This is a genomic window from Protaetiibacter intestinalis (assembly GCF_003627075.1).
GTDB lineage: Bacteria > Actinomycetota > Actinomycetes > Actinomycetales > Microbacteriaceae > Homoserinibacter > Homoserinibacter intestinalis.
This window is the reverse complement of record NZ_CP032630.1, coordinates 447,043-464,462: the sequence shown is the minus strand read 5'-3', so window position 1 is coordinate 464,462 and position 17,420 is coordinate 447,043. Positions and strand designations below refer to the sequence as shown.

Annotated in this window: 19 protein-coding genes; 8 read left to right on the top strand and 11 right to left on the bottom strand. The window is 67.7% G+C overall.

Annotated features, from left to right (window positions below; all coding sequences use genetic code 11):
* Nucleotides 1-53: 53 nt before the first annotated feature.
* A complete protein-coding gene (locus D7I47_RS02265; RefSeq protein ID WP_120761536.1) occupies nucleotides 54-527 on the top strand; it encodes a hypothetical protein in 474 nt (157 codons plus the stop codon).
* Nucleotides 527-892 (top strand): hypothetical protein, encoded by a 366-nt coding sequence (locus D7I47_RS14680; RefSeq protein ID WP_157981583.1) that lies wholly within the window; start codon nucleotides 527-529, stop codon nucleotides 890-892. The genes D7I47_RS02265 and D7I47_RS14680 overlap by 1 nt, the downstream gene beginning before the upstream one ends.
* Before the next feature lie 5 nt (nucleotides 893-897).
* Here the strand turns inward: D7I47_RS14680 and D7I47_RS14975 are convergent, their stop codons facing one another.
* Nucleotides 898-1,068: a hypothetical protein gene (locus D7I47_RS14975; RefSeq protein ID WP_227001012.1), complete on the bottom strand. Its 171-nt coding sequence runs from the start codon at nucleotides 1,066-1,068 to the stop codon at nucleotides 898-900.
* A gap of 414 nt (nucleotides 1,069-1,482) precedes the next feature.
* Between D7I47_RS14975 and D7I47_RS02260 the strand changes: the two genes are divergently transcribed.
* Nucleotides 1,483-2,352, top strand: a complete 870-nt coding sequence (locus tag D7I47_RS02260; protein WP_264371278.1) for a ThiF family adenylyltransferase — start codon at nucleotides 1,483-1,485, stop codon at nucleotides 2,350-2,352.
* Nucleotides 2,353-2,390: 38 nt separating this feature from the next.
* A complete protein-coding gene (locus tag D7I47_RS02255; RefSeq protein WP_120761534.1) occupies nucleotides 2,391-3,029 on the top strand; it encodes a hypothetical protein in 639 nt (212 codons plus the stop codon).
* 63 nt (nucleotides 3,030-3,092) lie between these two features.
* On the opposite strand, the gene D7I47_RS02250 is transcribed toward D7I47_RS02255, so the two are convergent.
* The 7 genes from D7I47_RS02250 to D7I47_RS02220 all read right to left on the bottom strand — a co-directional run bounded on the left by D7I47_RS02250 (nucleotide 3,093) and on the right by D7I47_RS02220 (nucleotide 11,629).
* Nucleotides 3,093-6,065 (bottom strand): DEAD/DEAH box helicase, encoded by a 2,973-nt coding sequence (locus D7I47_RS02250; RefSeq protein WP_120761533.1) that lies wholly within the window; start codon nucleotides 6,063-6,065, stop codon nucleotides 3,093-3,095.
* A 179-nt stretch (nucleotides 6,066-6,244) separates the two neighbouring features.
* Complete coding sequence (locus tag D7I47_RS02245) at nucleotides 6,245-7,225, bottom strand: aldo/keto reductase (RefSeq protein ID WP_120761532.1); 981 nt, start codon at nucleotides 7,223-7,225, stop codon at nucleotides 6,245-6,247.
* Nucleotides 7,222-7,980, bottom strand: coding sequence for an SDR family oxidoreductase (locus D7I47_RS02240; RefSeq protein ID WP_120761531.1), 759 nt, complete (start codon nucleotides 7,978-7,980; stop codon nucleotides 7,222-7,224). Before D7I47_RS02240 ends, D7I47_RS02245 begins: the two co-directional genes overlap by 4 nt.
* A 37-nt stretch (nucleotides 7,981-8,017) precedes the next feature.
* Nucleotides 8,018-8,419, bottom strand: a complete 402-nt coding sequence (locus D7I47_RS02235) for a sigma-70 family RNA polymerase sigma factor family protein (RefSeq protein WP_157981580.1) — start codon at nucleotides 8,417-8,419, stop codon at nucleotides 8,018-8,020.
* Entirely contained in the window at nucleotides 8,409-9,287 is an 879-nt protein-coding gene (locus tag D7I47_RS02230; protein ID WP_120761529.1) for an RNA polymerase sigma-70 factor, read from the bottom strand. Before D7I47_RS02230 ends, D7I47_RS02235 begins: the two co-directional genes overlap by 11 nt.
* Nucleotides 9,288-9,382: 95 nt before the next feature.
* Nucleotides 9,383-11,113, bottom strand: coding sequence for an FAD-dependent oxidoreductase (locus D7I47_RS02225; RefSeq protein ID WP_120761528.1), 1,731 nt, complete (start codon nucleotides 11,111-11,113; stop codon nucleotides 9,383-9,385).
* A gap of 69 nt (nucleotides 11,114-11,182) precedes the next feature.
* Nucleotides 11,183-11,629, bottom strand: a complete 447-nt coding sequence (locus D7I47_RS02220) for a MarR family winged helix-turn-helix transcriptional regulator (RefSeq protein ID WP_120761527.1) — start codon at nucleotides 11,627-11,629, stop codon at nucleotides 11,183-11,185.
* A gap of 95 nt (nucleotides 11,630-11,724) precedes the next feature.
* Between D7I47_RS02220 and D7I47_RS02215 the strand changes: the two genes are divergently transcribed.
* The 4 genes from D7I47_RS02215 (at nucleotide 11,725) to D7I47_RS02200 (ending at nucleotide 15,567) form a co-directional block, all read left to right on the top strand.
* Nucleotides 11,725-12,678, top strand: coding sequence for an RNA polymerase sigma-70 factor (locus D7I47_RS02215; protein WP_120761526.1), 954 nt, complete (start codon nucleotides 11,725-11,727; stop codon nucleotides 12,676-12,678).
* 174 nt (nucleotides 12,679-12,852) lie between these two features.
* The gene (locus D7I47_RS02210) at nucleotides 12,853-13,803 is read left to right on the top strand and encodes an alpha/beta hydrolase (protein WP_120761525.1); all 951 of its coding nucleotides are present in this window, start codon (nucleotides 12,853-12,855) and stop codon (nucleotides 13,801-13,803) included.
* Between the two features lie 39 nt (nucleotides 13,804-13,842).
* On the top strand, nucleotides 13,843-14,553 hold the full coding sequence (locus D7I47_RS02205) for an alpha/beta fold hydrolase (protein WP_120761524.1): 711 nt from the start codon (nucleotides 13,843-13,845) through the stop codon (nucleotides 14,551-14,553).
* 54 nt (nucleotides 14,554-14,607) lie between these two features.
* Nucleotides 14,608-15,567 (top strand): alpha/beta fold hydrolase, encoded by a 960-nt coding sequence (locus D7I47_RS02200; RefSeq protein ID WP_120761523.1) that lies wholly within the window; start codon nucleotides 14,608-14,610, stop codon nucleotides 15,565-15,567.
* Between the two features lie 12 nt (nucleotides 15,568-15,579).
* Here the strand turns inward: D7I47_RS02200 and D7I47_RS02195 are convergent, their stop codons facing one another.
* Genes D7I47_RS02195 through D7I47_RS02185 form a run of 3 tightly spaced genes read right to left on the bottom strand, consistent with a single transcriptional unit; the run spans nucleotide 15,580 to nucleotide 17,415 of the window.
* On the bottom strand, nucleotides 15,580-16,326 hold the full coding sequence (locus tag D7I47_RS02195) for an SDR family oxidoreductase (protein WP_120761522.1): 747 nt from the start codon (nucleotides 16,324-16,326) through the stop codon (nucleotides 15,580-15,582).
* On the bottom strand, nucleotides 16,323-16,745 hold the full coding sequence (locus tag D7I47_RS02190) for a GNAT family N-acetyltransferase (RefSeq protein WP_157981578.1): 423 nt from the start codon (nucleotides 16,743-16,745) through the stop codon (nucleotides 16,323-16,325). The genes D7I47_RS02195 and D7I47_RS02190 overlap by 4 nt, the downstream gene beginning before the upstream one ends.
* Complete coding sequence (locus D7I47_RS02185) at nucleotides 16,735-17,415, bottom strand: SDR family oxidoreductase (RefSeq protein ID WP_227000794.1); 681 nt, start codon at nucleotides 17,413-17,415, stop codon at nucleotides 16,735-16,737. The genes D7I47_RS02190 and D7I47_RS02185 overlap by 11 nt, the downstream gene beginning before the upstream one ends.
* Nucleotides 17,416-17,420 lie beyond the last annotated feature (5 nt).

The window sequence follows — 17,420 nt, the reverse complement described above, 5'->3', positions numbered from 1 at the left end:
TGCGAAAATCGCAATCCCGGGGTGGCCCGGCACGCCGAGAGGTAGCAGCACTGATGACTTTGAGCCAGGACAGCGAGACTGCGAAGGACTCGCGACGGAAGAAGATCTCCATCTCCATCGACGGCGAGACTTTCACCACCCGCGATGACGACCAGGAATCGGCCAGCCTTCTCCGGCTCGCCGGCCGCGATCCCGACCAGTACAACCTGGCGCGCCTCGTTCCGGGCGGCGAGCCCAAGGAGTTCGGTGACGGCAAGGTCATCGACCTCAAGGACGGGGATGCCTTCGTATCGGTCAAGCAGCGGGTGACGCTGCATTTCACGATCGACGGCGTGCAGCACTCGACGCGCGACGACGATCAGGAAGCCGCCTCGCTCCTCCGACTCGCGGGCCTCGACCCGGCGGCCTACGACATCGCCAGGGTCAAGGACGGCCATGAGCCGAAGGTGTTCAAAGATCGCGCGATCGTAAAGATCCATGAAGGCGACGTGTTCGTCTCCCTCAAACAGAGCAGCCCGGTCGCCTGATGGGAGCGGCGGAGGACGCGGGAGCTTCGGCGTTCATCGCGGACCTCGCCGAGCAAGGGATCGAGGCGCGCGTCGACGGCCCCGCCGTTGTCTACGGCATCGAGGCAGTCGCGGGGGCGCGCGTCGGCACGGCGGTCGGCACGGCGGTGAGCATCAACGAGCTCGGCGGCTGGCCCGCATTGCCGCCGCATTGGGTTCATTTTCCGGAAGAAGTCAGATTCGAGTCGACGAACACCGACAACGTCGACTGCCTTCCGGGATGGCTGCGCCACTCGCGCGACATCGGAGCATGGTCGATGGATCGCCCGCCGGCGCTGAACTGGCTCGCTCATGTCCGGGGCCTCGTGTCGGGGGCCATCGGATGAGGTTCTCAGTTGCTATTCCCAGTGACGTTGAACGAGAACTCGCGCGCCACCTGACGCGCGACGACGGCGATGAAGACGTCTGCATCGCGACCTACGTCTGGTCGACTGGAGCGGCGCGACAGACGGCCCTCGTGCGACGGGTCATCCTCCCGCGCGAAGGCGAGCGGTACGTCCACGGCAACGCTTCGTTCACTGGCGCCTACGTGCTTCGTGCCGCGACCGAGGCAGCGGACCGTGGGGAGGGCATAGTTCTTCTGCACTCACATCCGGGGGCCTCGCAATGGCAGGGCCTCAGCGGCCCTGATCGGAACACCGAGTCTGAGTACGAACGCGTCGCGCGAGCGGTGACGGGCGAACCGCTCGTCGGCATGACCCTTGGTACTGCCGGTCCATCATGGTCTGCGCGAGTGTGGAATGGCGCGTCTGCCCCGCTCTTCGGCGAATCGGTAAGGGTTGTGGGGCCCCAACTGGCGGTCACCTGGAACGACCAGCTCAGGCCCCGTCCGGCCGCGACGGCCTCACAGCGACGGACGGTCTCAGCATGGGGTCCAGCTCGCCAGGCGAGTATCACCCGCCTTCGAGTCCTCGTGGTGGGCGTCGGCAGCGTCGGGCTCGATATCGCCGTGCGGATAGCAGCTACGGGGATCGAACGTCTCGGCGTAATGGACATCGACACCGTCGAAGAGTTGAACCTCGATCGAATGGTCGGTGCCACTCGAGCAGACGCCCAGGCGCGAAGGCGCAAGACCGAAGTGGCGGCACGTCTCGCGCTCAGCGCGGCAACCGCAGACAACTTCGAAGTCGAAGCGCACGACATGAGCATCACCGAGCACGATGGCCTGGCGGCGGCGCTGGACTACGACGTCATCTTTTCCTGCGTGGATCGCCCCTGGCCCCGCGCAGTATTGAACGCGATTGCCTACGCCGACCTCATCCCAGTTATTGATGGAGGCATCGCCCTCGACTCCTTCCCGAACGGCGAGATGCGCGGTGGTACGTGGCGCGTCCACACCCTGGTGCCCGGCAGGCCGTGCCTGCAGTGCAACGGCCAGTTGCGCGTGAACGAACTCACGCTCGACCGAAACGGGTTGCTTGACGACCCTAGCTACATCGAACGAGCGGGGCTCGAACCCATGACAGGGAGCCCCAACGTCGCCCTCCTTGCGGCATCCGTGAGCGCCGGCCAACTCGCCCAGTTCGTCAGCTTGGTAGCCTCCCCTGCGGGAATGGGGGTTCCGGGTCCCCTGCGATACATGCTTGCTCCGCACCACCTCGAACACGTCGATGCCCACTCCGGACTCTTCTGCAGTTACGAGAACGGAGTCGCTGACGGAGACCGACGCCTTCCCTTGACGATCCCAACAACGCGTCGCGTTTCTGCGCGTCGCGCTAGGCCGGAGTCGTGGCGAAGGCTCCGCGAGCGGCTCAGGACGCTCATGCAGCGGAGACCCGGAGCATGAGTCGGGCGCCTTCGACGTCGTCCCCTCGCCGCCGTGCGATGCTGTTCGCGTCCCCGCTCTTCATCTGGATCGCGTGCGTTGCGATCACCTACTGTGCCGGACTGATCACCCAGTTTGCTACGTGGACCGTGGTGTCCCTAATCGCGCTGAGCGCCATCGCTGGGATCGGGTTGTTGGCGGTTGGCTCGGTATTGAGGCCCGAGGACTACGTACCGAGATCGGTACTCGCTCGGGAGCTTTCCAAGCTGGGAGGTCTGGTTCGCGGAGGACTCGGAACCTTCGTCGTGGCTGTCGTGGGGGCCCTCGGAACACTTGCGGTGCAGGCGGACTTGCGCGCGGACAGCCCTCGGAGTCAGATTCTCTGGCTCCTTAGCGGGGTGTTGCTCTGCGTCATTGTCGTCGCGCTCGCGCGCCTGATGTTCGGTATCGCGTTCCGGTTTCACGTAGCCGACCGAGGCAACCGCCGTAGGGCGATACGGAATCTCGTCGTCTCGATTGCGTTTCGAGTTGGCGGCCGCCGATTCGCGGCCAGAAGCGGAAGCAGTTGGCTTGTGCGCGACTTGAACGAAGATCTGGCAGGCCCTGGCCCCTTCTGGTTCGCGGCTGTCGCGGGGTGGGTCGGCATGTCGGTTACAAGCGCCGCCGTGGTCAACGAGCTTGCTGCGATGGACTTCTAGCCCGACGGGCGTGCAAGCAAACCTCGCGCGCTCAGCGCTCGGGGCTCGTATGTCGGGGCCTCCTCAGTCGTTGCAGATGATTGAGAGTCTCGCGCCGATCGAGCCCGCCGACGCCCACGCAGATTGAATCAGGTACAGAGCCTGCAGCGCCGGCAACTCCTTTGCGTTGGTGCCATCCAACAGCTTCTGTTTGCTCAGGATTCCGGATACCACGATCCAAACTTCCCGAGAGTACCCGGGGTCTCGCAGGGCGGCCACGAGCAGATCGGCGGCCTCCTCGGGTGTGTGCTCACTCCTAACGCGTCGTACGACTTGTGTGTCGCCATTCAGTCGCCAATCTGTTGTCCAGCGCACGGCCGTCTCGTGGCGATCAACACCACCACCGCCCGGCACCATGCGTCGAAGATTCTTCTGTGCTTGGGCCACAACCTCGTGCAGACCGGAAGCGCCGAAGCCTGGCACTCCGGACTTAGCCTTCGCATGGATTGCGGCCAACCTCTTGCTCGTTGAGTCGACTAGGTAGAAGTCCGCGGTTTCACTGTTTGTCGAGTCGTCGCAGACAAGAAGCACGTCATCAGGTAGGCGCACGCCGAAGAGATCGCCGCCATCCACCTGTTTGCAGATCAAGTCGAACAGGCTGTCGGTCTCCCATCCATCAAGCCCTGGGACTGTGCCGCCCTTTTCGCTCGTAACGCCTGCAGGAACCTCTGCGCGCAACAGATCCTTGAGGGCGATACCCGCTTCGGGGCCAGCCGAGAGATCCGCACGAGGTACGACGAACCGCCGGTCTGAGTAGTAGCTAATCTCCCCAGGGCTCTTCTTGTCCTCAACTAGAACGCTGAACGCTTGCTCCTGCGTGATCAAGTCCGAGAACAATCGAGGGTCGGTGGCGGACCTGAACCTTTCGTCAATACCCACGCAATCGAACCAGAATCGCCCGTCCGCCCATCGAAGTTCAGCAGCGAGTGGGTCGGGCAGCCCGGCCACTTCGAGCTGCAACATGCCATCTACGACGTCAACGCACTGCTCTGCGATCTGCAACTGACCGGCTCCGTTGTCGGCTGCGAACTGCGACATCACCTCAGGATCAAGGCTTATCAATACGTTCCTTGCGTCGGGGTCCGCGCACTCGACTTCCTGGGCGTAGCGCGAGAAGAACGCGGGCTCTGCCGAGTGACTCGACAGAGCGCCATCCACGACTGCCAGCCACGACAGATATCGCTCAACTGTCATCCGACCGCTTTCGCGCACCCGGGCCTTCCCGAAACCGACATAGCGACTTTGCTTGGAGGAGGAGCCGTAGATATCGACGCTCTCGGCCATGCCGACGATCGTCGATGGTGCCTTCATGTAGTCGCCGAGATCGGGCGCGAGCAGTGACAACGACGCGGCGGCCTGGGTCCGCGTGCGCTCCGCCGTGACGGACATGTCGGTGTTGGCGAGCGTGACTTGCTGGAAGTTGCCTTGGCCCGGGAACGCCAGCTTCATTTGGCCGATGTGTTCGTAGCGGTACCCCTGATCTTCGAGCGGCAGTCGAACGGAACTTTGAAGATAGACCCGGGTACCGCGAATGGTGACAGTTGTTACGCCGAGCTCGACGTTGAGAAAGAGTTGGCGTCGAAGAAAGGGAGATGGGTGAGCTGACATATGAACGAAGGCTGTGAACGATGAACCTTCGAAGTCGGCCCCCTGAACCCTGACGGGTTCGCTGACGAGAAAACAGTCTTGCTCCTCCAGCGCCTCTCGGATCAACGCAAGTGTCATCGTCTCCACGTCGACTCCGTCGGGTGCCAGCATGACGGTCACAGCCTTAGGCAAGCTCAGGTCCGCGGCTTCAAGTGGTTCGGAACCGATCGGTCGCCGGAAGGATCCGCCGATGTAGCTGGCATTCGGCAATGCATCGAGGAACGACGGCAGGACTTGTTGCGATGCGTCGTTCGCGAGATCGAAGTCCAAGAAGGACGTCCAGTCTTGGCGCATGTGCTCAACATCGGGTCCAAGCACCCATGCGTTTGGAGAGTACTTGCGTCCGCGGAGGACTCGTCCGACCTGTTGGACGAACGACCGACCGTTCTTGAGGGGACTGTAGAAAGCAAGACATCTGAAGCGCGGATCGTCAATGCCTTCGATGAGTTTGAACTGATGAACCCAGTAGCGAGCACCATGTTCACGAGGCACTCGGTTGAGGAGGCCGAGCGGTGCTTCTTTGGTGCCGAAGCGTTCATGGACTCCGATCGCAGTTTCGCCCCGCTGATTGAGTGTGCTGACAACGGAACGGATCTCCGCCGCCGTGGCGCATCGGACAATGATGCGATCATCTGGCTCGAGTCGGCCTGAGGCGAACTGAATCAGCCCGTCGACGAAGCCGCCGAGGTCGTCGGTGCCGATCTGATCGAAGATAGGTGTTCGTAGGATCGCGTCGTCGATCGCTTGGGCCAAGGAGTAGTGGTGGCTGTTGCCAGGTTCGACCGCGAAGTACTTGTAGTCGTTTCGAAACGGGGTTGCCGTGAAAAGCACTATGGGGCGCTGTAGGCTTCGGACCGACTTCGCCCAGGACTTTGCGGGCTCATAGTGACCTTCGTCGATGAGCACAGCCCCGAGGCGAGCCGCCAAGACAGACTTCGACTCGTCGGTAAGTCCATGAAATCCGGCGAAAGTGGATATCCATATGGTCGGACCTTCTGCAGACTCCAGGTGGCGCTCAACATTCGACGGGGAGATGCGAACTGGCCGGAGCATGCCAGTGACCTCGAACCCACTGTGACGCCAGAACCGCTCTGCAACGTCATCCTGCAACTGACTGACGAGGGCCGCCCAAGGGGTCAAGAGCAGGACGTCTGCCTTTGTCGCGATGGCTTGGGCGACCACAGCGATGACACCGCTCTTTCCGCTCCCGGTCGGCATCGACACCACGAAGCTCGGGGAGTGGGGGTTCGTGAGAAAGGACTCGACGCTCAAGGCCGCGTCTTGCTGATGTCGCCACAGGGCGGATGAAGAAAAAAGAGCCTTCGCATCAGAAGGCGGCGCCTTGGTCATGTGCTGAGCATATGGACTGGGGCCGTTCTACGGCTGCACACCTGCAGGACGGTTCTGACCTGGGATTATTGTGGTCCTGTACTGTCGCGTTGCTTAGCCTGTAAATAGGTTGCAGGTTTCGCGTGGCGGTGCCCCCATTTCTACGGGCGACCACCGGGTTCGGGGAATCCCTCGCTTGATCAGCGGTCGGTTCCCGCCGGGGCGTCGACCCCGTCGCGAGATCCGACGATCGCCGCCGCGGGGAACGCGTCCGTGAGGTCGCGGATCTCGGTCTCGCTGAGGACGAGGTCGGCGGCCGCCGCGTTCTCGTCGAGGCGATCGCGGCTCCGCGTTCCGGGGATGGGGACCACCCCGTGCGCGAGCACCCACGCGAGAGCGATCTGAGCGACCGTGGCATCGTGGGCCGCGGCCAGCTCATGCACCCGCTCGACCAGTCGACGGTTGGCGGCGAACGCCTCCGGTTGGAACCGAGGCAGTCCCCGGCGGGCGTCGTCCGCGGCGAGAGCCTCGAGCGAGCTGATCCGGTCGGTGAGTGCCCCACGCCCGAGCGGAGAGAAGGCGACCACCCCGATCCCCAGTTCGTCCGCGGTGCTCTTCTCGCCGTTGCCGAGCATGTCGCGCGCGAACAGCGAGAACTCCGACTGCACCGCCGCGATCGGATGAACCGCCTGCGCGCGGCGCAACGTGGGCGCCGACGCCTCGGAGAGACCGATGTGACGCACCTTCCCCTCGGCGACGAGCGCCGCGAGCCCGCCGACGCTCTCCTCGATCGGTACCGCGGGGTCGACGCGGTGCAGGTAGTAGAGGTCGATCACGTCCATGCCGAGGTGTCGGAGCGAACGTTCGCACGCACGCCGGATGTACTCCGGCGTGCCGTTGCGCCCGTGGATCGTGCCGTCGTCATCCATCTCGGCCGACGCCTTCGTGGCGATGATCACCTCGTCGCGTCGACCGCCGAGCGCCCGGCCGATGAGTCGCTCGTTCTCGAACGGCCCGTACGCCTCCGCGGTGTCGATGAAACGCACGCCGATGTCGAGGGCATGGCGCAGGGTGTCCACGGCCTCGCGCTCGTCGGTCGGACCGTAGTAGGCGCTCATCCCCATCGCCCCGAGGCCGATCGCGGGGACCTCGAGTCCGTCTCCCAGGCGGATGCCCCTCATCGCGCGGGCGGAGGGTTGTCGGGCAGCCACTCCTCGTAGCGCGTCGACGAGAGCTGCGCGTCCGGTCCGGGGAGCAGGGCGTCGTCGGCGAGGAGCGCACCGAAGTACCGCGCCTGCGAGTCGGGGATGACGACGCGTCCGTCGCCGATGTACTCGAGCCCGACGCGGACGAGGTCGTCGAGACGCCACCGCTCGGGGCCCGCCACCTCGACGATGCCGTTGCTCGGGTGCTGCACCGAGATCCGGGCGACCGCCGCCGCGACGTCGTCGCCGGCCATCGGCTGGATGCCGACGTGCGAGAGACGCACGACACCGTCGGCGGTGGCCGCGTCGGCGATGCTCCTGACGAACTCGAAGAACTGGGTGGCGTGGACGATCGTGTACCCGATGCCGTCGTCGGCGATGAGCTTCTCCTGCGCGATCTTGGCGTGGAAGTAGGGGCTCTCGTCGAGCCGTTGCGTGCCCACCACCGAGAGGGCCACGTAGTGGCTGACGCCGGCGGTCCGTGCCGCGTCGAGCAGGGTGCGAGTCGACGTCGTGAAGAAGTCGAGCACGGCCTGCTCCTCGAAGGAGGGCGAGTTCGAGACGTCGATCACCACGCTCGCGCCGACGAGCGCCTCCGCGACCCCCTCGCCCGTGATCGTGTTCACCCCGGTGTTCGGTGAGGCCGCGACCGCCTCGTGGCCCGCGTCGCGCAGCCTCGCGACCAGTTTCGAGCCGATGAGGCCGCTGCCTCCGATGACGACGATCTTCATGGTGTCCCCTTTCGCCTGCGACCGGCGGATCGGCCGCTCACAGAGTGGACAGCGGGGGGTCCTCGGATGTGACATCGCCGTCGGCGGGATCGCTGCGCCGCCAGCCGCGCAGCTTCTGCGGCGCCGTGCACACCCAGACGCTGCGGAAACGTCGGCGACCGGGGTCGAGTGCGAGCACGCCCACCACATCGCCGCAGGCATCACGCAGCACGATGCCCGGTTCGCCGTTGACCGCGGACTGCTGCACCGCGGTCGCCCCGACGCGCTCGAGGATGCCGATCAGGGCCGCGGCGGAGCGCCGCCCCCGGAAGATCCCGCTCGAGCTGTCGCCGTGGTCGTGCACCACCAACACCCGCCGCCCCAGGGTCTGCGCAACGGCCGGAACATCCCGTGATTCGAGGGCGGTGCGAAGACGGGCGGCCGGGGAGTCATCGACCACGGGACGCCACGGCCCCGAGCTTCTGCGGATTCATCATCCACAGCAGTTGCCTGATCCCGTCGGAGGCGGTCGTGAGCGCGAGCACGGCGATGGTGTCGTCCCCGCGTGAGAGGACGACGGTCGGCTGGCCGTTCGCCTCGGCCTCCACGACGTCGATGCCGTTCCAGAAGTGCGACTGGAACGCACGCACGAACTTCGCGACCGTCTCGCGACCCGCCACGGGGATGCGCGAGGCGCGCACCAGGCCGCCCCCGTCCGAGTAGGACACGACGTCCTCGGCGAGCAGCCGCTCGAGGTCGCGCAGGTCGCCGGTGGTCGCCGCCGTCACGAATGCGGAGAGCAGGCGCCGCTGCTCCGCCTTCGGCACCTCGCGATGCCGCTCCAGTGCGAGATGCTTGCGAGCGCGGCTGACGAGCTGACGCGTGGCGACCTCCGACACCTGGACGACCGACGAGATCTGCTCGTAGGAGTAGGCGAACGCCTCGCGCAGAACGTACGCGGCCCGCTCGGTGGGGGTCAGTCGTTCGAGCATCAGCAGCACGGCGAAGCTCAGCGCCTCGGCCCTCTCCGCACCGAGCGTCGGGTCGGCGCTGGTGTCGACGGGCTCGGGCAGCCACGGACCGATGTAGGACTCCCGGCGCACCCGAGCCGACTGCAGCTCGTTGATCGCCAGCCTGGTCGTCATGGTGACGAGGAACGCGGTGGGCTCCTGCACGGTCGCGTGATCGACGCGCTGCCAACGCAGCCACACCTCCTGGAGGATGTCCTCGGCCTCCGCGACGCTGCCCAGCATCCGGTAGGCGACCCCGAAGAGCCGCCCACGCGCGGACTGGTAGACGGCCAACGCGGTCGCGAGTTCGGATTCCACCGCACGCCCCCTCCGGAGCGGTGACGCACCGCTCCCAACAGAGAGACCGCGCACGAGGGGCCTGTGTGACGGGTTCGGAGAAAAAAGTCGGAAAACTACTCGACGAGCTTTCCGACCGTCGACACGTCCCGCATGAGCGCACGCACGTCGTGGGGGATCGGCTCGACGGGTTCCTGGGCGATACGCCCCGGGCCCGACCAGACCAGGTTGACCTGCAGGCGCGGGTCGAGGTCGGGGAAGTCCGAGCGGTTGTGGCAGCCGCGGGTCTCGCGACGCTCGAGGGCCGACTCGACGGTCGCCCGTGCCGCCACCAGCGACGAACGCAGGTCGTAGGCGTGTGCCAGGTCCTGGAAGCCGGCGAGGTCCGGGTGCACGCCGATCCGCGTCGCGCGATCCTCGATGCCGTCCAGTTCCCGCAACGCCGTCCGCAGTCCGACGTCATCGCGCACGACGCCGACGTGCTCGGTCATGGTCTCGCGGAGCGACCGTTGGAGCACCCGCACGTTCTCGGGTCCGTCGGCTTCAAGAAGCGCATCGACGTCGGCACGCGCCTCGGCGACCCGGGCGGCCGACCGCCGCTGCGCGACGAGCGCCCCCGAGTACTCGGCCGCCGCCTCGCCGACGATGCGACCGTAGACGAGGAGCTCGATGAGCGAGTTCCCGCCGAGGCGGTTGGCGCCGTGCAGACCGCTCGACGCCTCGCCGACGGCGTAGAGCCCGTGGATGCCGGTGCCGTGATCCTCGGGGCGAACCCAGATGCCGCCCATGGAGTAGTGGGCGGTGGGGGCGATCTCGATGGGCGTCGTCGTGATGTCGACCATCTGCAGGTCGAGCAGGGTCCGGTAGACCCGGGGGAGCCGCTTCTCGATGGTCTCCCGGGGAAGATGCGAGACGTCGAGCAGCACGCCGCCCTTCGGGGTGCCGCGCCCCTCCTTGATCTCCGTGTAGACCGCCAGCGCCACCCGGTCGCGTGTCGAGAGCTCGAGCCGCTCGGGGTCGTAGCGGCTCATGAAGCGCTCGCCGAGGGCGTTGAGGAGGATCCCACCCTCACCGCGCGCCGCCTCCGACACGAGGGTGCCCGCGGCGCTCTCGGGCTCGATGATGCCGGAGGGGTGGAACTGGACGAGCTCGGCGTCGCGGATGCGTCCGCCGGCCTCGACCGCGAGGCGGAAGGAGTCGCCGGTGTTCTCGTCCCGCCGGGACGAGGTGCGACGCCAGATCCGCGTGTGCCCGCCGGTCGCGAGGATGACGGCATCCGCCGAGATCACGTAGCGCGACCCGTCGTGCAGATCGAAGCCGTAGGCGCCGAACACCACGTCGTCGTCGACGAGCAGCCGGGTGATGTCGACGGAGTCGAGGATCGGCACGCGGAGCTCCTCGGCGCGCCGCACGAGGGTGCGCTGGATCTCGAGGCCCGTGTAGTCGCCGGCGAAGGCGGTGCGTCGGTAGGTGTGCGCGCCGAAGAACCGCTGCGAGATGCGGCCGTCGTCTTCTCGGGCGAAGCTCATGCCGTAGCGCTCGAGGTCCCGGATCCCCCGCTCGGCTCCCGCGGCCACATGGACGACGGTGCGCGGATCGGCGAGCAGGTAGCTCTCGGTGATCGTGTCCGCAGCGTGCTGCTGCCAGCTGTCGTCCGGGTCCATGGTGCCGAGGGCGGCGTTGATGCCGCCCGCGGCGAGCGACGTGTGGGCGTCCATGCGCGGTCTCTTCCCGACCACGACCACGTCGACGTATCGCTCGGAGAGCTCGATGGCTGCGCGGAGGCCGGAACCTCCGGCGCCGACGATCAGGACGTTGGTGGTGATGCGGTGCTCGCGCATGTGCATGGTCACTCCTCCGGAGCACGTTGCTCCTCAAGGGAGACCGTGCTGTCGCGGGAGGTGTGACGCGTGCGGTCAGGACGTGGGCGTGCCGCGCCCGGCGATCTGGCGCAGCACCGCGAGCGACTCCGCGGAACGCTCGGGGGTGAACCCGAACGCCTCCACGATGCCCGCGTAGACGTCGGGCGCGTGCCGGCGCAGCGCATCCCCCTCGTCGGTCAACGTCACCACGACCGTCCGCTCGTCGGTGGCGCTGCGCGTGCGCTTCACGAGGCCCTGGTGTTCGAGACGCTTGAGCAGCGGGGTGATGGTGCCGTACTCGACCTTGAGGCGTTCGGCGAGCCCGCCCACCGTGTGGTCGCCGTACTCCCAGAGGCACGCGAGCGCGATGTACTGCGGGTAGGAGAGGCCGATCGGCTCGAGGAGCCGACGGTACTCGGCGGTCACCGTGCGGGATGCCTGGTAGAGGTTCCAGCAGACCATCTCGCTGAGGGGGATCGCCCCGCCGGTGTCGTCGCTCATACGAGAAACCTAGCACTCTAAATAAAAGAAACCTATTGACACGCCCTCGTGGTACAGGGGTATGGTGTGGGCGAGCACACGAGGGAGAGCTCCACATGCGGTCACATGACGAGAACCTCACGCTCCGACACGACCACCTGAGCCGTGCCCGAGACGAGGTCACCACCCCCCACGCGCCGACCGAGCTGGACGAGGTGGCGCGCCGGTTCCAACTGCTTCGCCCGCGACTCTTCGGCATCGCGTACCGCGTCATCGGCACCATCTCCGACGCCGAAGACGTCGTGCAGGACGTCTGGCTGAAATGGCACGACTACGACCGCGAGCAGGTCGAGCATCCGGAGGCCTTCCTGGTCACGACGACCACGCGGGCGGCGATCAACGTGCTGAAGTCGGCGCGCGTGCGCCGTGAGACCTACGTCGGACCGTGGCTTCCCGAGCCCATCGACACCGACGCCAACCCCGAGCTCGAAGCCGAGCACAACGAGTCGCTGTCGTTCGCCCTGCTCGTCGTCATGGAGGCGCTCTCCCCGTCGGAGCGTGCGGCGTTCGTGCTGCGGGAAGCGTTCGGGTACGAGTACGAGGCGATCGCGCGCATCCTCGACACCACCGAGGTCGCGACGCGCAAGCTCGTGAGCCGTGCCCGCGAGCATGTCGCATCCGGCCGCCGGCGGTCGGTCCCGGTCACGCAGCATCGCACGCTGCTGCGCGCCTTCGTCGCCGCGGCGCGCTCGGGCGACATCGACGAGCTCGAGCGTGTGCTCGCATCCGACGTCGTGAGCTACTCGGACGGCGGAGACGTGGTGCACGCCGCGCGGATCCCGATCATCGGCCGGGAGCGGGTCGTCAAGTTCGTGGCGGCGTTCTCGCGCTGGTTCTGGGCCGGCATCGAGGTGCACGAGCTCGAGATCAACTCCGAGCCCGCCATCGCCATCGTCGCCGACGGTGAACCGGTGACGATCCTCTCGATCTGCGCATCCGGCGACGGGATCGTGCGACTGTTCTGGTTGCTCAACCCCGCGAAGCTCGAGCGCATCAGCGCCGCAGCCTGATCCGTCGGCCCGGCGGTCACACGCCGACGCGCGGCCCGGTCTCCTCTCGTAGAGAGCGGCCGATGAGCCTTCCTCCCTCCAGTTGCGTCACAGCGAGGGCGACCACGCGGTCTCTCCTGGTGTCACCCCCCGTTCGGGGGCCACGCACCACGAAGAACGAAAGGTCGAAAACCCATGAGCGCACACGCACTCGAACCCGCGGCGGCGGACATCGTCGCCGCGACGTCGCAGCCCCCCTACATCTACGAGCTCGGCACCGAAGGCGCCCGCAAGGTCCTCGACGACCTCCAGGCCGCACCGATCGACAAGCTCGACATCGACGAGCGCTGGGTCACCGTCCCGGCCGCCGTCGGCGAGGTGAAGGCCCGAATCGTCACGCCCCCCGGGGCCGAGGGCCTCCTCCCGGTGGTGCTCTACATCCACGGAGGCGGATGGGTGCTCGGCAACGCCGGCACGCACGACCGTCTGGTCCGCGAGCTCGCCGTCGGCGCCACGGCCGCCGTCGTGTTCGTCGAGTACGATCGCTCGCCCGAGGTGAAGTACCCCGTCGCCATCGAGCAGGCGTACGCCGTCGCCGAGTGGATCACCGCATCCGGCGCGGCAGAGGGCTTCGACACCTCGCGCCTCGCGGTCGCGGGGGACTCGGTCGGCGGCAACATGACCGCCGCCGTCACCCTCCTGGCCAAGCAGCGCGGCACGGTGCGGTTCGTGCACCAGTCGCTGTACTACCCGGTCACCGATGCGGCGCAGGACACCGACAGCTACCGCGAGTTCGCGGAGGGCCGCTACCTCGCCGCCAAGGGGATGGCGTGGTTCTGGGACAACTACCTGCCCGAGCTCGACAAGCGCGCCGAGATCACCGCGTCGCCGCTGCGCGCCGGTCTCGACGAGCTCGCCGGCCTCCCGCCGGCGTTCGTGATCGTCGACGAGAACGACGTGCTGCGGGACGAGGGCGAGGCCTACGCCAGGAAGCTCACGGAGGCCGGCGTGCGCACGGTGTCCGTCCGCTACAACGGCACGATCCACGACTTCATGATGCTCAACCCGCTGCGCGCCACCGCCGCCACCTCGGCGGCCGTCGCCCAGGCGGTCACCGTGCTGCGGCACGCCCTCGGCACCGACTGAACCGCAACACCCCACCCACCGGAAAGAAGAGAGAGAACAATGAGTACCCCCACCGTCGTGCTGGTCCACGGAGCCTTCGCCGAGTCGGCCAGCTGGAACGACGTCATCGGCCGCCTCTACGAGAACAAGGTCACCTCGGTCGCCGTCGCCAACCCGCTGCGCAGCGTGAGCGGCGACGCCGCCTACCTGCGCGACGTGCTCGACAGCATCGAAGGCCCCGTCGTGCTGGCCGGCCACTCCTACGGCGGCTTCGTCATCACCGAGGCCGGCACCCACCCCGCCGTCAAGGCGCTCGTCTACGTCTCGGCGTTCGCCCCCGCGCAGGGTGAGAACGCCTTCGAGCTGTCGACGAAGTACCCCGGCAGCACGCTCGGCGAGGCGCTGAACGCCTACCCGGTCTCGACCGGCGGCAACGAGTTCGCCATCCGTCGCGACGTCTTCCGTCAGCAGTTCGCGGCCGACGTCGACGTGCAGGTGGCGGGGCGGATGGGCGCGACCCAGCGCCCGGTGACCGAGAAGGCGCTGACCGAGCCGCTCGCGACCGCGAGCCCCGCCTGGTCGAAGCTGCCGAGCTGGTTCATCTGGGGCGAGCAGGACCTCAACATCCCCGCCGAGCTCCAGCGCTTCCAGGTGGAGCGTGCCGCGGCCCGCAACGGGCAGGAGATCCCCGGCGCGTCCCACGCGCTGACCGTCTCGCAGCCCGACGCCGTCGCCCAGACGATCCTCGAGGCCGTCCAGGCCGTGTCCTGAACCGCTCCGGGTGGCGCCGTGACCCGGCGCCACCCGGACGACAGGGAGACTGAGATGAAAGACGCACAGACGCGGCTCGAGCCGCTGCACACGGTGACCACCCCCGTCCTGGAGATCGCCTACGCCGAATTCGGCCCCGCCGACGGCCAACCGGTCGTGCTGCTGCACGGCTACCCGTACGACATCCACAGCTACGTCGATGTCGCCCCCATCCTCGCCGGGCGCGGCTACCGGGTGCTCGTGCCGTACCTGCGCGGGCACGGGCCCACCCGGTTCCTCTCGCGCACCTCGCCCCGCTCCGGTCAGCAGGCCGCCCTCGGCAAGGACGTCATCGACTTCCTGGACGCGCTCGACATCCCGCGGGCCATCCTCGCGGGATACGACTGGGGCGGGCGCGCGGCCTGCGTTGCGGCCGCGCTCTGGCCGCACCGCGTCGAGGGCATCGTCTCGGTGAACAGCTACCTCATCCAGGACATCGCCGCCTCGATGTCGCCCCTCGACCCCGAGCTCGAAGCGGGGTTCTGGTACTTCTTCTACTTCCTCACCGATCGCGGCTACGCGGGGCTCGAGAAGCACCGCACGCAGATCGCCGAGGTGATCTGGCGGCGGAACTCGCCCGACTGGCTCTTCGACGACGCCATGCTCGAACGCTCGGCGGAGGCGTTCCGGAACCCGGACTACGTCGACGTCGTCATCCACTCCTACCGACACCGGCTCGGACAGGTGGCCGGCGCCGACGAGTACGAGCCGGAGGAAGCCGTGCTCTCGACCCTGCCCGCGATCCGCGTTCCCGCCGTGACCCTCGACGGGCTGGCCGACGGCAACTTCCCGGCGACGGACGGATCGCCGAGCGCATCCCGCTTCACCGGCCCGCGCGTGCACCACCAGATCCCGCGGGCGGGGCACAACCTCCCGCAGGAGGCGCCGTTCGCGTTCGCTCAGGCCGTGCTGGAGGTCGCCCGACTCGGCGAGCTCGACGGCGCGCGCCGTCTGGAGGCCATCGCGGCGCGATGACGACGGGAGCGATCAGCCCTCCCCGGTGAGCCAGCGGGCCAACGTCGTCGCGCTCAGGCGCGCCGACGCGCCGGGGAGCAGCGTCTCGGCTCCCGGGTGCCCGCCGAAGTAGGCGGCGGAGGCATCGGCGAGCACCGGCCGCGGATCGCCGAAATGACGCAGCACGGTGCGGACGAACCGGTCGATACCCATCACCTCCGGGCCGGCCAGCTCCGTGAACCCGAGCACCGGCCGCTGCGTCGCGATGCTCGCGAGCGCTCCGGCGACATCCCGCGAAGCCATCGGCTGCATCGGTGCCGAGGGGAGGCGCACCGTGCCCTCCCGGGTGGCCGACCCGGCGATCGCCCAGGCGAACTCGAAGAACTGCGTGGAACGCACCAGGGTGAAGGGGATCGCTCCGCGGCCGACCAGCTCCTCCTGGGCGGCCTTGGCCCGGTAGAAACCGGAGTCGGGCAGCCGCTCCGTGCCGACGGCGGACAGCGTGAGGTGATGGCGGACCCCGGCCCGCTCCTCCGCCTCGAGCAGCCGACGGGTCGAGGTGGTGAAGAAATCAAGAACCTCATCCGGGTCGTAGCTGTGCGGCTTGGACACGTCGACGACGACCTCGGCGGCCCTCATCACGCCGTCGAGCCCGCGGCCGCGGAAGGAGTCGACCCCGCTGCCCGGCGACGCCGCGACGGCGTCATGCCCGGCGGCGGAGAGGAACGCGACGAGCTGACGGCCGATCAGGCCGGTGCCCCCGACGACGACGATCCTCACCGGACCACGACGTCCGCGTACTCCCGGTGCGACTCGACGAACGCCCGGATCATCGGGCACTGCACGATGACGCGCTCGCCGCGCTCACGACGCTCGTCGAGCACGTGGGCGACGAACGCGGTGCCGATGCCGAGGCCGCGCAGCTGCGGGTCGACATAGGTCGAGCGCAGCACCGTCGGGCTGCCCGAGAGGCGGGAGTAGCGGATGACGCCCACCTCGCGGTCGCCGATGACGGCGTGGTACTCCTCGGTCGCGGAGTCGTCGACCACGCGCAGATCGACGTCGGCCTCGGCGCTCGGAGTGAGGAACTGGGCCGACCCGACCGACGGCGCCCGCCCGGGCGTCGTGCCCTCGTCGAGGAAGCCCATGCCGTCCGGATACCCTGCGGCATCCGGGTACTCGAAGCTGTCAGCGGACATCGCGGATCCAATCGTCGAAGCGGGTGGGCATGAGCACGGCGTCCTCGGCGGGGAGCAGCTCATCCTCGGTGAGGTTCGTGCCGAAGTAGGTGGCGAGCGGATCGGCCACCACCTGGCGCGGGTCGTTCTGCACCCACAGGCGGGTGCGCACGACGCTGTCGAGGCGGAAGCGCTCCGGGCCCGCGAACTCGGTGATGCCCCCGGTAGGGGCGCCGGCGGCGATCCGGAGCACCGCATCCGCCACGTCGTCCGCGGCCATCGGCTGCATCAGCGCATGCGAGACGCGGACCACCCCGTCACGCGTCGCGGCCTCGGCGATGCTCAGCAGGAACTCGAAGAACTGGGTGGCGTGGACGATCGAGAAGGCGCGGCCCGAGCTCTGGATCAGCTTCTCCTGCTCGAGTTTCGCGGCGAAGTACCCGCCCTCCGAGGCGGCGAGACGGTCGGTGCCGACCACCGAGAGGGCCACGTGGTGCGACACCCCGGCCGCGGCGCCGTAGCTCAGCAGGTTGAGGGTCGACCCGGTGAAGAACTCCTGCGCGCCCGCGTAGTCGGTGTACGAGGAATTGGTCACGTCGACGAGCACATCCGCCCCGTCGAGCGCCTCCGCGAGCCCCTCGCCCGTGAACGAGTTCACGCCCGTCGCGCGCGACGCGACGCGATGATCCACCCCCC